The following is a 12,586-nucleotide window of genomic DNA, read 5'->3' on the forward strand; positions in this document are numbered from 1 at the left end:
GCCGACCCATGAAGATCGCGATCCTGTCGCGCAATACCCGACTCTATTCGACCAAACGCCTGGTCGAGGCCGCACGCGTGCGCGGCCACGTGGTGCGCGTGTTCGATCCGCTGCGCTGCTACGTGCGCGTGGCGCCGGGAGCCTCGTCGATCCGCTACAAGGGCAGGGAGGTGCGCGACATCGACGCGGTGATCCCGCGCATCGGCACCACCAGCACCTTCTACGGCACCGCGGTGTTGCGCCAGCTGGAGATGGCGGGCGTGTACACGCCCAACTCGTCCGACGCGGTGCTGCGCGCGCGCGACAAGCTGCGCTGCCTGCAGATCCTCGCCGCGCAGGGCATCGACATGCCGGTGACCGTGTTCGGCGACAACCCGGACGACGCCGACGACGTGCTGGCCCTGCTCGGCGACCCGCCGCACGTGATCAAGCTCAACGAGGGCAGCCAGGGCACCGGCGTGGTGCTGGCCGAGAAGCGCGCTGCCTCGCAGAGCGTGATCGAGGCGTTCCGCGGGCTGTACGCGAACTTCCTGGTGCAGGAGTTCGTGGCCGAGGCGAAGGGCAGCGACCTGCGCTGCTTCGTGGTCGGCAAGAAAGTGGTGGCGGCGATGCAGCGCGACTCCAGCCCCGGCGATTTCCGCGCCAACCTGCATCGCGGCGGCACTGCGCTGGCGGCCACGCTGAGCGCCGAAGAGAAACGCATCGCCGTGCGCGCGGCCGGTGCGCTGGGGCTGGGCATCGCCGGCGTCGACCTGCTGCGCTCCAACCGTGGCCCGCTGCTGCTGGAAGTGAATGCCTCGCCCGGGCTGGAGGGCATCGAGGCCGCCACCGGCGTCGACGTGGCCGGCGCGATCATGGACCTGCTGGAAGCGCAGGCCCGCGACGTGCCGGCCGAAACCCGCCCGCCTCGCAAGCCGGTCAAGGCCTGAACGGCGCTGCCCGTGCTGGGGGCAGGCAGCCTTCGCGCGGCGCGGCGTCACGATCGGATGAGAACGGGTTAACCGCACCGTAACCACAAACCCCCTATAAAGCACTCACTGTTTTTTGCGGCACGGTGGCCTGAACGGCCCGGCGGCAGCAGACGATGGTATCGGGGCAGTAGCTTCGGCCCAGATGGGCGACGGCGAGTCGCGCATCTGGGCCTTTTTCTTGTCTGCGCGGCACCCCATTCAGTTTCATGGCGCGGCCGGCGCGCCGGCTTCACCCAAGATTGTTAAGCTTGCAACCCCAGCCTGCCCGTGCGCCGGCTGTGCAGGAGTGACCCATGCGCGTACTGGTAATCGAAGACAACAGCGATATCGCGACCAACATCGGCGATTATCTGGAAGACCGCGGCCACGTGGTGGATTTCGCCGGCGACGGCGTGACCGGCCTGCACCTGGCGGTGGTGCACGATTTCGACGTGATCGTGCTCGACCTCACCCTGCCCGGCATGGACGGTCTGGAAGTCGCGCGCAAGCTGCGCCACGAGGCGCACAAGCAGACCCCGATCCTGATGCTGACCGCGCGCGACGCGCTGGAGCAGAAGCTGACCGGTTTCGAATCCGGCGCCGACGACTACATGACCAAGCCGTTCGCGCTGCAGGAACTGTCCGCGCGACTGGAAGTGCTGGCGCGCCGCGGCAAGGGTCCGCAGAGCCGCGTGCTGAAAGTGGCCGACCTCACCTTCAACCTGGACACGCTGACGGTGAACCGCGAGGGCAAGTCGATCCAGCTGAACCCGATCGGCCTGAAGCTGCTGCAGGCGCTGATGGAAGCGAGCCCCTCGGTGGTCACCCGGCAGGACCTGGAGCAGCGCGTGTGGGGCGAGGAACTGCCGGACAGCGACAGCCTGCGCGTGCACATCCACGGCCTGCGCGCGGCGATCGACAAGCCCTTCGACAAGCCGCTGATCCACACGCGGCACGGCATTGGCTATCGGATGGTCGAGCCGGATGCGGTCCAGGCGTAAGCTGCGGTTCCGCCTGATCGTCTCGTTCGCGCTGTTCGGCTTCGGCCTCAGCGCGCTGTTCGCCGTGGCCGCGCTGTACGTGCGCGCCAAGGTGGAGGACCAACTGGTGGTGTCCTCGCTGCAGCAGGACGCAGACAGCTACGTGCAACAGATGCACGAGTCGCCGGGGCAACCGTTCTATTCCAAGCTGATGACCGGCTGGGGCTGGAGCGACCGCACCCTCTACAAGGCACCGCTGTCCTGGCAGCAATTGCCCACGGGCGTGCACGACATCTACGAGACCGGCGAGGACGGTCATGCGCGGCACTACAAACTGGCGGTCAGCCGCAAGTACGGCCTGATTGCCTTCGTCAAGTACGACGTCAGTCGCGACGATCTCGGCAAGCAGCAGTTGCTGATCAGCGTGGTCGGTGCGGTATTCCTGTTCGGCCTGCTGTCGCTGGCACTGGGCTTGTGGCTGTCGCGCAAGGTGCTCAAGCCGGTCAGCGAGCTGGCCAATCGCCTGCGCGACTTCCGCAAGGCCGGCAAGGCCGAACCGCTGGCGCCGCATTTCGCCGACGACGAGGTGGGCGAGCTGGCGCACGCGCTGGACGAATATTCGGCGCGGCTCACCGCGATGGTCGAGCGCGACCGCGAGTTCAATTCCGACGTCAGCCACGAGCTGCGCACGCCGCTGGCGGTGATCGCCTCCACCACCGAGCTGCTGCAGGGCTCGCCCGATCTCACGCCCAAGCTCGCCGAACGGCTCAAGCGCATCGAGCGCGCCTCGCGCCAGGCCACCGAGCTGATCGAGGCGCTGCTGCTGCTGTCGCGCGCCGAACGGCGCGGGCCCACCCGCGGCGAGACCACCGAGGTCGGCAAGGTCGCCGCCGACGTGATCGAGAGCCAGCGCCCGCAGATGCGCGGCAAGCCGCTGACCATCGAGCTGGCCGTCAACGCGCCGGTCAGTGTCAACGCGCCGGCCTCGGTGCTGTCGGTGGCGCTGACCAACCTGGTCGGCAACGCGATCAAGTACACGCTGGAGGGCAGCGTGCGCGTCGAAGTGGGCGACGGCCGCATCGAGGTGATCGACACCGGCCCCGGGATCAAGCCGGAGGACGCCGAGCGATTGTTCCAGCGCGGCGTGCGCGGCGAGGGCGCCGGCGGCAGCGGCGCCGGCCTCGGCCTGGCCATCGTGCGTCGCCTGTGCGAACTCTACGGTTGGGACGTCTCGATGCGTCCGCGCAGCGACGCCAACGGCGCGATCGCCAGCATCAAGTTCAACTGAGCAAGCCCATCCTGGTGCGCAAGGAGGGACCGCCCCGAAGCCGCACGCTCTGCTCCCTCCCGTGCAAAGCAGGGGAGGGCCGTGACCGAAGGGAATCCCTTTTGGGAGGGTGGGGTCGCTCTTTGCTCTCGCGCCAAGATCAAAAGCGCACCCCCTCCTGACCTCCCCCTGCTGCGCAGGGGGAGGGACCTAGCCCGGGGCCGCACGCTCTGCTCCCTCCCCTGCAAAGCAGGGCAGGGCCGTGACCGAAGGGAATCCCTTTTGGGAGGGTGGGGTCGCTCTTCGCTCTAGAGCCAGGATCAAAAGCGCACCCCCTCCTGACCTCCCCCTGCTGCGCAGGGGGAGGGACCTAGCCCGGGGCTGCACGCTCTGCTCCCTCCCCTGCAAAGCAGGGGAGGGCTGGGGTGGGGTCGCTCTTCGCCTCTCGCGCCAGGATCAAGAGCGCACCCCCTCCTGACCTCCCCCTGCTGCGCAGGGGGAGGGACCTAGCCCGGGGCTGCACGCTCTGCTCCCTCCCCTGCAAAGCAGGGGAGGGCCGTGACCGAAGGGAATCCCTTTTGGGAGGTTGGGGTCGCTCTTTGCTCTCGCGCCAAGATCAAAAGCGCACCCCCTCCTGACCTCCCCCTGCTGCGCAGGGGGAGGGACCGGGCCCGAAGCCGCACGCTCTGCTCCCTCCCATGCAAAGCAGGGGAGGGAGTCGGGTCTCAGACCTGTTCCAGCCAGCCCCACTTGTCGTGGGTGCGGCCGTCGAACAAGCCGAAGAACAGTTCCTGCAGGCGCAACGTGACGCGGCCGGCCTTGCCGGCGCCGACCTGCTTGCCGTCGACCGAGCGGATCGGGGTGATCTCGGCGGCGGTGCCGCACATCAGCAGTTCGTCGGCGAGGTAGAGGTATTCGCGCGGGATGTCGCGCTCGACCACTTCGATGCCGTCTTCGCGCGCCAGCGTCATCAGCGTGTTGCGGGTGATGCCGGTGAGCAGCGAGGCGCTGGCCGGCGGCGTGTGCAGCACGCCGTCGAAGACCAGGAACAGGTTCTCGCCGGCGCCTTCGCTGAGCAGGCCGGTGGAGGCCAGCGCGATGCCCTCGCCGAAGCCGAGCCGGCGCGCCTCGCGCGCGATCAGCTGGCCGGACAGATAATTACCGCCGGCCTTGGCGCCGGCCGGGATGGTGTTCGGCGCGAAGCGCTGCCAGCTCGACACGCAGGCGTCGATGCCGTTCTGCAGCGCCTCCGGTCCGAGGTACGGGCCCATTGGCCACGCGGCCACGGCCATGTCGACCGGGGTCTCGGCGGACAGGCCGAAGCCGCCCAGGCCACGCCATGCCACCGGACGCAGGTAGGAAGCGCCCAGGCCGTTGCGGCGGATCACTTCACGGCAGGCCGCGGCCAGTTCGTCGGCCGTGTACGGCAGCGCCATGTCGTAGATCTTGGCGGACATGTACAGCCGGTTCAGGTGGTCGGTGAGACGGAAGATCGCCGCGCCGTCGGGCGTGGCGTAGCTGCGGATGCCCTCGAACACCGACGAGCCGTAGTGCAGCGCATGCGACATCACGTGGGTGGTTGCCTCGGCCCAAGGCTTGATGCGGCCGTTCTGCCAGATCCACTCGGGGTATTGCTGGGCCATGTCGGTTCTCCATTGGGGACCGCCCATGATAGCGGTTGGCCGTCGGGACGGCGTCAATCCGCGCTGCGCAGCCACAGGCAGCCGGCCTGGCGCACGATGTCGAAATGCAGCTCGCGCGGGGTGCCGCTGCCGTCGTTGCCGGCGACCTGCAGCAGCAACCGCTGGCCGGGCGATGGCGCCGCGGGGGCAGTGCCGGCGGCTGCGGGTGGCGGGCTGTCGCCCGGGAGGTCCGCGTCCAGCAGCGGCTGCTTCATCAGCTCGGCCAGCGAACGGATGTCCGCGATCACTGCGCCGCGGCCGTAGCCGTCCCACAGCATCAGGCCGGCCAGGCGGTTGGCGTCGCGGCTGGCAAACGCGTCGATCACGCTCCGGCGCAGCTCGCCGGGGCTCGTGGCGCACAGGACCGGCGGCGGCGCGGCCAGCGGCGTGGCTTGCGCGGACGACACGTTCGGGCTGACCGGTATGGCCTGCAGCGCGGTACAGGGCTGGTCGGTGAATACCGCGCCGCCGTTCGCGCCGATGCAGCGATGGATCGGCGTCTGCGCCGCGGCCGGTACGGCGCAGGCCAGTACGGTCAGCAGGAGCGGGGCGGTCAGGCGGTGCATCGCGCCAGCATAGCCTTCCCGCGGATCAGGAAAGTTGCTGCAGTACTGCTTGCGTCGCCTTCGCCCGGTTCAGCGTGTAGAAATGCAATCCCGGCGCGCCGCCCTCGAGCAGGCGCCGGCACAGCTGCGCCACCACCTCGGCGCCGAGCGCGCGGATCGCGTCGGCGTCGTCGCCGTGCGCCTGCATGCGCTTGGCGATCCAGCGCGGGATCTCGGCGCCGCACAGGTCGGAGAAGCGCTTCAGCTGGCTGAAGTTGGCGATCGGCATGATGCCGGGCACGATCGGCACCTCGACGCCGAGCCGGCGCACGTCGTCGACGAAACGGAAATAGGCGTCGGGGTTGAAGAAGTACTGGGTGATCGCGCCGTTCGCGCCGGCGTCGATCTTCGCCTTGAAGTGCTGCAGGTCGCGCAGTGCGTCGTCGGCCTGCGGGTGGGTTTCCGGGTAGGCCGCCACCTCGATGTGGAAATGGTCGCCGCAGTGTTCGCGGATGAAGCGCACCAGCTCGGCGGCGTAGCGGAAGTCGCCGGCGCTGGCCATGCCCGAGGGCATGTCGCCGCGCAGCGCCACGATGCGCCGGTAGCCGGCGGCGCGGTAGCCATCCAGCAGTGCGGCGATCTCGGTCCGGGTGCCACCCATGCACGACAGGTGCGGCGCCACGGGAAGGCCGTGCTGCGCATGCAGTCGCGCCACCGTGTCGCCGGTGTAGCTGAGTGTGGAGCCGCCGGCGCCGAAGGTCACCGAGGCGTACTCCGGCTGCCAGGCCTTCAGCAATTGCGCTGCGCGATCCAGCTGGGCGCGCTGCTCGTCGGTCTTGGGCGGGAAGAATTCGAAGCTGATGGCAGGCATGGACGTCCCTGGCGGTGGTTCCCGGTAATTCTATACATTCATCGCGATGAAAGGATAGATGCCGGAGACGAGCTGCGTACCGGGCGGCGAGGGCTCGCCGGCCCATGCGCTAGGCTGGGCGCCTTTCCCTGCCGGCCATGCCATGTCCATCGTCCTCACCCCCTTCGCCCGCGCCCGCCTGTTTCCCCGCGAGGCGCGTGGAAACACGATCCGAGACTGCACGCCCGAGGCCTTCGAGCGTCGCCTGAACGACGAGCCGCCGCTGCGCGTGCTGGACGGTTACGCGCCGTTCTGCAAGCTGCACGTGCACCGTAACTGGACCTCCACGCGTTGCCTCACCGTGCCGGTCACCGAGGCCAACCGCCACCTGCTGCGCTCGGCCTACGAGGCGCGCACCAAGGCCGAACTGCCGGTACTGGTGCGCTGGTTCGAGGGCATGGAGCCGCCGGTGGCGAATTACCTCATCGCCATCCTCTACAGCCGCGAGCAGCTGGCGAAGGAAGGCGAGCCCATAGCCGCCGAATGGGGCATCGTGGGCTGCCTGTACACCCTGGAGCCGGAGGAAATCCCGATGGCGCCGATCACCATGATGCGCAACGCGCTGGGCGTGGACGAAGGCGGCTCCGGCGTGTCGCTGGACCGCGAGGCCTACCGGCGCAGCGTGGCGTTCTGGGAGGCCAACGCGAACTGGCGGCCGTGACCCATCCGGGCGTGGCGAGATGACTCCGCCTAAATGAAACGGGCGCCGTGAGGCGCCCGTTTCATGCATGCAGCGGAGCCCCGCTCAGTAGCGGTAGTGATCCGGCTTGTACGGGCCTTCCACTGGCACGCCGAGGTAGGCGGCCTGTTCGGCGCTGAGCGTGGTGAGCTTCACGCCGATCTTTTCCAGATGCAGGCGCGCGACTTCCTCGTCGAGCTTCTTCGGCAGGATGTAGACCTTGGCCTCGTAGCTGTCCTTGTGCGCCCACAGGTCGATCTGCGCCAGCGTCTGGTTGGAGAAGCTGTTGCTCATCACAAAGCTCGGGTGGCCGGTGGCGCAGCCCAGGTTCACCAGGCGGCCCTCGGCAAGCAGGAAGATCGCGCGGCCGTCCTTGAAGGTGTACTTGTCCACCTGCGGCTTGATGTTGAGCTTGCTCACGCCGGGCACGGCGTTCAGTGCGTCGACCTGGATCTCATTGTCGAAGTGGCCGATGTTGCAGACGATGGCCTGGTCCTTCATCGCCTGCATGTGCTCCAGGCGGATCACGTCCTTGTTGCCGGTGGTGGTGACGTAGATGTCGCCGCGGCCCAGCGTGCTCTCGACGGTGTTGACCTCGAAGCCTTCCATCGCCGCCTGCAGCGCGTTGATCGGGTCGATCTCGGTGACCACCACGCGCGCGCCGTAGGCACGCAGCGAGTGCGCGCAGCCCTTGCCGACGTCGCCGTAGCCGCAGACCACGGCCAGCTTGCCGGCCAGCATCACGTCCATCGCGCGCTTCAGGCCGTCGGCCAGCGACTCGCGGCAGCCGTACAGGTTGTCGAACTTGCTCTTGGTGACCGAGTCGTTGACGTTGATCGCCGGCACCAGCAGCGACTTCGCCTCGGCCAGCTGGTACAGCCGGTGCACGCCGGTGGTGGTCTCTTCGGAGACGCCCTTCCAGTCCTTCACCACGGTGTGCCAGTAGCCCGGGCGCTCGGCGTGCACGCGCTTGAGCAGGTTCTTGATTACCTGTTCCTCGTGCGAGGAGGCCTTCTCGTTGACCCAGTTCGAGCCCTTCTCCAGCTCGTAGCCCTTGTGGATCAGCAACGTGACGTCGCCGCCGTCGTCGACCACCAGCTGGGGCCCAAGGAAGCCGCCCTTGCCGTCGGGGAAGGACAGCGCGTCCAGCGTGCAGTCCCAGTATTCCTCCAGCGTCTCGCCCTTCCAGGCGAACACCGGCGTGCCGCTCTTGGCGATCGCGGCGGCGGCGTGGTCCTGGGTCGAGAAGATGTTGCACGAGGCCCAGCGCACGTCGGCGCCGATGTCCTTCAGCGTCTCGATCAGCACCGCGGTCTGGATCGTCATGTGCAGGGAACCGGTCACGCGCACGCCCTTCAGCGGCTGCTGCGGCGCGTACTTGCGGCGGATCGACATCAGGCCCGGCATCTCGTGCTCGGCGATGTCCAGCTCCTTGCGGCCGAAGTCGGCCAGGCTGATGTCGCGGATCTTGTAGTCGTGGGTGTTTTCTTTGAGTGCGGCGTTCATCGGTAATCTCCGGTTAGTGCGAGGCTCCCGTGAAGCGTCCGGCCGTGGATGGCCGGTCTTGCTTCGCGAAGGGACTCGCGTACAAACAACCGGGCGCCGTTGTGGAACGTGCCGCGCCGAGCCTGGCCGATTTTGTGAAGGGTCCGCACAGGGAAGTGCGGGACCATGCGGATGGAACCGCATTCACGCCAACGGTCGCAGCGCCCCTCGGCGGGCAGTGCAAGCACGCCATTGTAGCGGCATAAGCTTGTGCCTGCCGGCGTGGTGCCGCGGCCGCGCCGATTCGGTAGGCTGGACGCCTGGTCGCAACCTGGAGCACGGCGTGGAAGCAAATCGCGAGCCCGAGTTCCTGCCCCCCGACGGCCCGTTGCGCGAGGACGTCGGCCGGCTCGGCGCGATGGTGGGGCGGATGCTGGCCGAGCAGGGCGGCGACGCGTTCTACGCGCGGGTCGAGCAGGTGCGCCTCGCCGCCATCCGCCGCCGCCGCGAAGGCGCCGCGGTGGGCGAGCTGGCCGCTTCGCTGGCCGGCCTCGATGCGCGCGACGCCGAGGCGCTGGCGCGCGCGTTCGCCACCTACTTCCAGGCGGTCAACACGGCCGAGCGGGTGCACCGTATCCGCCGTCGCCGCGACTACCAGCGCGAGGGCAGCGCGCCGCAGCCCGAATCGCTGCTCGACGTGCTGGGTCGGCTGAAGGCCGCCGGCGTGGGCGCCGACGAACTGGTCGGCTGGCTCGACCGGCTGTGGATCGAACCGGTGTTCACCGCGCACCCGACCGAGGCGATGCGCCGTTCGCTGCTGGAGAAGGAACAGGCGATCGTGCGCTCGCTGATCGACGGTTTCGATCGCGAACGCACGCCGCAGGAGCGCCGGGAGGACGACGACCGCATCTACATGGCGCTGTCCGCCGGCTGGCAGACCGCCGAGGCCTCGCCGGTGCGGCCCAGCGTGCAGGACGAGCGCGAGCACGTGGATTTCTACCTGGCCAACCCGCTGTACCGGATCGTGCCGGCGCTGTACGAGGCGCTGGCGCAGGCGCTGCAGCAGACCTACGGCGTGGCGATCCGGCTGCCGCGGCTGCTGCGCTTCGCCAGCTGGGTCGGCGGCGACATGGACGGCAACCCCAATGTGGGCGCCGACACCATCGCCGACTGCCTGGCCTCACAGCGCGCGCTGGTGCTGGAGCGCTACCGCGAGGACGTCGCCGCGCTGGCGCGCCTGCTCAGCCAGACCGAGGGCCGCGTGGCGGTGTCCGACGCGTTGCGCGCGCGGCTGGCCGACTACCGCGCGCGCTTTCCCGCGGCCGCGGCGCGGATCCGCCCACGCCACGCCGACATGCCGTACCGCTGCCTGCTGCAGCTGGTCGACGCGCGGCTGGCGCTGACCGCCGACACCGCCGCGGATGGTTATCCGTCCAGCGCCGAACTGCTCGACGACCTGCAGCTGATCGCCGACAGCCTGTTCCAGCACCGCGGCGTGCACGCCGGCGCCTACGCGGTGGAACGGCTACTGTGCCGCGTGCGCAGCTTCGGCTTCCACCTGGCGCGGCTCGACGTGCGGCAGGATTCGCGCGTGCACGACGACGCGCTGGCCGCACTGCTGGCCGATCCGGACTGGGCCGGTCGCGACGGCGTCGCGCGCGCCGACCGGCTGCGCCCCTATGCCAGCGGCGAAGCCGCGTTCGCGCCGTGCGACGACACGGATGCCGAATCCCTGCAGGCGGTGTTCACCACCTTGCGCGACAGCCGCCGCAGCCATGGCCACGACGCCACCGGCCTGTACATCATCAGCATGGCGCGCTCGGCCGCCGACGTGCTGGCGGTGCTGGCGCTGGCGCGACGTGGCGGGTTGGTCGATGCGTCGAACGACGTGCCGCTCAACATCGCGCCGCTGTTCGAGACCGTCGACGACCTGAAGAACGCGCCGGCCACCTTGCGCGCGCTGCTCGACGACCCGGTCTACCGCCGCCACCTTGCCGCGCGCGGCGACCAGCAGTGGGTGATGCTGGGCTACTCCGACAGCGGCAAGGATGGCGGCACGTTGGCCTCGCGCTGGGGCCTGCAGCGCGCCCAGGCGGAGTTGCTGGAAATGGCGAACGCCGCCAACATCCATCTGGCGTTCTTCCACGGTCGCGGCGGCTCGGCCAGCCGTGGCGGCGCACGCATCACGCCCGCGCTGATGTCCTCGCCGCGCGGCGCGGTGGCCGGCGTGCTGCGGGTGACCGAGCAGGGCGAGGTGATCCATCGCAAGTACGGCATCCGCGCACTGGCGCTGCGCAACCTGGAGCAGACCGTGGGCGCGGTGCTGCGCGCGTCGCTGCGCCCGCCCGGGAGCGAGCCGCGCGTGGAACGCTGGAGCGAGCGGATGGACGCGCTGTCGGCGATCAGCCGGAGGCACTATCGCGCCTTCGTCGAACGCGAACACTTCGTGGACTATTTCCGCAGCGCCACGCCGGTCGACGTGATCGAGCGGATGACCCTGGGCTCGCGTCCGGCCAGCCGCCGCAGCATGCGCGGCGTGCAGGATTTGCGCGCGATCCCGTGGGTGTTCGCCTGGACCCAGTGCCGCTCGATCCTGCCCGGCTGGTACGGCCTGGGCAGCGCGCTGGAGCAGGGTGCGCTGCAGTTCGGCGAGGCCGCGCTGGCCGAGATGGCGCGCGACTGGCCGTTCTTCTGCAACCTGCTGGACGACGTGGAGATGGTGCTGGCCAAGTGCGACCTGGACATCGCCGAAGCGTTCTCGAAACTGTCCGGCCCGCTGCACGACGAATTCTTCGGCCTGATCCGCGACGAGTTCGCGCGCACCCGCCACTGGTTGTTGCGGCTCAAGGGCAGCGACGCACTGCTGCGCGACGAGCCGCGTCTGGCCGCCTCGATCCATCTGCGCAATCCGTACGTCGATCCGATGAGCCTGCTGCAGGTCGACCTGCTGCAGCGTTGGCGCGAGAGCGACCGCCAGGACGACGCCGTACTGCAGGCGCTGGTCGCCTGCGTCAACGGCGTGGCGCAGGGACTGCAGAACACCGGCTGACTGCGGCATTTCGTAGGGCGGGCACGGCCCGCCGCTTCCGGCCACGGCTCAACGCGGAGCCGGCGGGCAGTGCCCGCCCTACCCAGCTGATCCGGCCGCGCAGGGCAGGCAGTGCCCACCCTACGGAGGTGTCGTGGAATGCTTGCTTTCGAGCAGGGCGGCGATGCGGGCCTCGCGCGGCAAGCGCTTCCACGCGATCTCCAGTCTGAGCGCCTCGCTGCGGCTGGCAACCCACACCCAGCCCAGCAACCGCTGCGGCGGGTTGGAACGGGTGAAACGCGCGCCCTTGCCGGCGAGGTGCTTGGCGTAGCGTTGTTCGGGGTCGCGCGCGATGCCGGTATAGACGCGGCCGTCGGCGCATTCGAGCAGGTAGACGGCCCAGGCGTCGGCGCCGTCGCTCATGCGCTCAGGCCCACTCGACCAGGCCCTCGGCCTCGCACACCTGCTTCCACGACGGCCGCGCCTTCAGGCGCGTGGCCAGCGCGGCCAGCTGCGGCCAGGCCGTCGCCGGGCGCGGCATGTTGCGCGACCAGCGCATCAGCATCAGCGCGTACAGGTCGACCAGGCTGAACTCGTCGCCGAGCATGTACGGGCCGTGCGCGGCGAGGTGCGCGTCGATCTTCGACCAGCATTTCTCGATGCCGGCGCGGGCCGCCTGCTTGACCGTGTCGGTGCCCTCGGGCAGGTGGTCGCCGGGGTAGAACCACTGGCGGAACAGCGGCTGCAGGTTGTTGGCCAGGTACAGCATCCACTGCAGGAAGTCCGCACGCTGCGCGCTGCCGGGGCTGGGCGCCAGCGCGGCTTCCGGATGCCGTTCGGCCAGCAGTATCGCCAGCGCCGCGGCTTCGCCGTGCGGTACGCCATCGACCAGCAGGGTCGGCACCACGCCGTTCGGGTTGATCGCCAGGTACTCGGCGCTGCGCTGCTCGCCCTTCTCGAGGTCGACGCGCCTGAGTTCGTGCGGCGCGCCGATCTCCAGCAGCGCGAGATGGACGACGAGGTTGGCGGAACCGGGGGCGTAGTAGAGCGTGTACATGGT

11 protein-coding genes and 1 riboswitch are annotated in these 12,586 nt (G+C 69.3%); of the genes, 5 read left to right on the forward strand and 6 right to left on the reverse strand.

All coding sequences use genetic code 11. From position 1 onward, the window contains the following. Positions 1 to 8 precede the first annotated feature (8 nt). The 3 genes from rimK (at position 9) to R5H19_RS02405 (ending at position 3,218) form a co-directional block, all read left to right on the forward strand. A complete protein-coding gene (rimK, locus tag R5H19_RS02395) occupies positions 9 to 929 on the forward strand; it encodes a 30S ribosomal protein S6--L-glutamate ligase (protein WP_318157370.1) in 921 nt (306 codons plus the stop codon). 335 nt (positions 930 to 1,264) lie between these two features. Continuing rightward, positions 1,265 to 1,951 (forward strand): response regulator transcription factor, encoded by a 687-nt coding sequence (locus R5H19_RS02400; RefSeq protein WP_318157371.1) that lies wholly within the window; start codon positions 1,265 to 1,267, stop codon positions 1,949 to 1,951. After that, positions 1,935 to 3,218 (forward strand): HAMP domain-containing sensor histidine kinase, encoded by a 1,284-nt coding sequence (locus R5H19_RS02405; protein WP_318157372.1) that lies wholly within the window; start codon positions 1,935 to 1,937, stop codon positions 3,216 to 3,218. Before R5H19_RS02400 ends, R5H19_RS02405 begins: the two co-directional genes overlap by 17 nt. A gap of 704 nt (positions 3,219 to 3,922) precedes the next feature. Here R5H19_RS02405 and R5H19_RS02410 read toward each other — a convergent pair. The 3 genes from R5H19_RS02410 to metF are packed head-to-tail and all read right to left on the reverse strand — an operon-like array spanning position 3,923 to position 6,295. Continuing rightward, complete coding sequence (locus tag R5H19_RS02410; RefSeq protein ID WP_318157373.1) at positions 3,923 to 4,840, reverse strand: branched-chain amino acid transaminase; 918 nt, start codon at positions 4,838 to 4,840, stop codon at positions 3,923 to 3,925. Between the two features lie 53 nt (positions 4,841 to 4,893). Next, the gene (locus tag R5H19_RS02415; protein WP_318157374.1) at positions 4,894 to 5,445 is read right to left on the reverse strand and encodes a DUF4124 domain-containing protein; all 552 of its coding nucleotides are present in this window, start codon (positions 5,443 to 5,445) and stop codon (positions 4,894 to 4,896) included. Between the two features lie 25 nt (positions 5,446 to 5,470). Beyond that, positions 5,471 to 6,295, reverse strand: a complete 825-nt coding sequence (gene metF, locus R5H19_RS02420; RefSeq protein ID WP_318157375.1) for a methylenetetrahydrofolate reductase [NAD(P)H] — start codon at positions 6,293 to 6,295, stop codon at positions 5,471 to 5,473. Between the two features lie 142 nt (positions 6,296 to 6,437). On the opposite strand from metF, the gene R5H19_RS02425 reads away from it, so the two are divergent. Then, positions 6,438 to 6,995, forward strand: coding sequence for a DUF3228 family protein (locus R5H19_RS02425; protein WP_318157376.1), 558 nt, complete (start codon positions 6,438 to 6,440; stop codon positions 6,993 to 6,995). A gap of 84 nt (positions 6,996 to 7,079) precedes the next feature. Here R5H19_RS02425 and ahcY read toward each other — a convergent pair whose 3' ends face one another. Further along, on the reverse strand, positions 7,080 to 8,519 hold the full coding sequence (ahcY, locus tag R5H19_RS02430; protein WP_318157377.1) for an adenosylhomocysteinase: 1,440 nt from the start codon (positions 8,517 to 8,519) through the stop codon (positions 7,080 to 7,082). Positions 8,520 to 8,603: 84 nt separating this feature from the next. Beyond that, positions 8,604 to 8,734: riboswitch (S-adenosyl-L-homocysteine riboswitch) on the reverse strand. Positions 8,735 to 8,841: 107 nt separating this feature from the next. On the opposite strand from ahcY, the gene ppc reads away from it, so the two are divergent. Beyond that, the gene (gene ppc / locus R5H19_RS02435; protein WP_318157378.1) at positions 8,842 to 11,547 is read left to right on the forward strand and encodes a phosphoenolpyruvate carboxylase; all 2,706 of its coding nucleotides are present in this window, start codon (positions 8,842 to 8,844) and stop codon (positions 11,545 to 11,547) included. Between the two features lie 120 nt (positions 11,548 to 11,667). Here the strand turns inward: ppc and R5H19_RS02440 are convergent, their stop codons facing one another. Both R5H19_RS02440 and R5H19_RS02445 read right to left on the reverse strand, forming a co-directional pair. Continuing rightward, positions 11,668 to 11,949, reverse strand: coding sequence for a GIY-YIG nuclease family protein (locus tag R5H19_RS02440; RefSeq protein ID WP_318157379.1), 282 nt, complete (start codon positions 11,947 to 11,949; stop codon positions 11,668 to 11,670). A 4-nt stretch (positions 11,950 to 11,953) separates the two neighbouring features. Further along, on the reverse strand, positions 11,954 to 12,583 hold the full coding sequence (locus R5H19_RS02445; protein ID WP_318157380.1) for a glutathione S-transferase family protein: 630 nt from the start codon (positions 12,581 to 12,583) through the stop codon (positions 11,954 to 11,956). Positions 12,584 to 12,586: the final 3 nt, after the last annotated feature.

This window comes from Rhodanobacter sp. KK11, assembly GCF_033345435.1.
Lineage (GTDB): Bacteria > Pseudomonadota > Gammaproteobacteria > Xanthomonadales > Rhodanobacteraceae > Rhodanobacter.

Bases quoted from the DNA above. Each gene is read 5' to 3' on its own strand.
- rimK (WP_318157370.1), top strand. From the start codon at position 9: ATGAAGATCGCGATCCTGTCGCGCAATACCCGACTCTATTCGACCAAA.
- R5H19_RS02400 (WP_318157371.1), top strand. From the start codon at position 1,265: ATGCGCGTACTGGTAATCGAAGACAACAGCGATATCGCGACCAACATC.
- R5H19_RS02405 (WP_318157372.1), top strand. From the start codon at position 1,935: ATGCGGTCCAGGCGTAAGCTGCGGTTCCGCCTGATCGTCTCGTTCGCG.
- R5H19_RS02410 (WP_318157373.1), bottom strand. From the start codon at position 4,840: ATGGCCCAGCAATACCCCGAGTGGATCTGGCAGAACGGCCGCATCAAG.
- R5H19_RS02415 (WP_318157374.1), bottom strand. From the start codon at position 5,445: ATGCACCGCCTGACCGCCCCGCTCCTGCTGACCGTACTGGCCTGCGCC.
- metF (WP_318157375.1), bottom strand. From the start codon at position 6,295: ATGCCTGCCATCAGCTTCGAATTCTTCCCGCCCAAGACCGACGAGCAG.
- R5H19_RS02425 (WP_318157376.1), top strand. From the start codon at position 6,438: ATGTCCATCGTCCTCACCCCCTTCGCCCGCGCCCGCCTGTTTCCCCGC.
- ahcY (WP_318157377.1), bottom strand. From the start codon at position 8,519: ATGAACGCCGCACTCAAAGAAAACACCCACGACTACAAGATCCGCGAC.
- R5H19_RS02440 (WP_318157379.1), bottom strand. From the start codon at position 11,949: ATGAGCGACGGCGCCGACGCCTGGGCCGTCTACCTGCTCGAATGCGCC.
- R5H19_RS02445 (WP_318157380.1), bottom strand. From the start codon at position 12,583: ATGTACACGCTCTACTACGCCCCCGGTTCCGCCAACCTCGTCGTCCAT.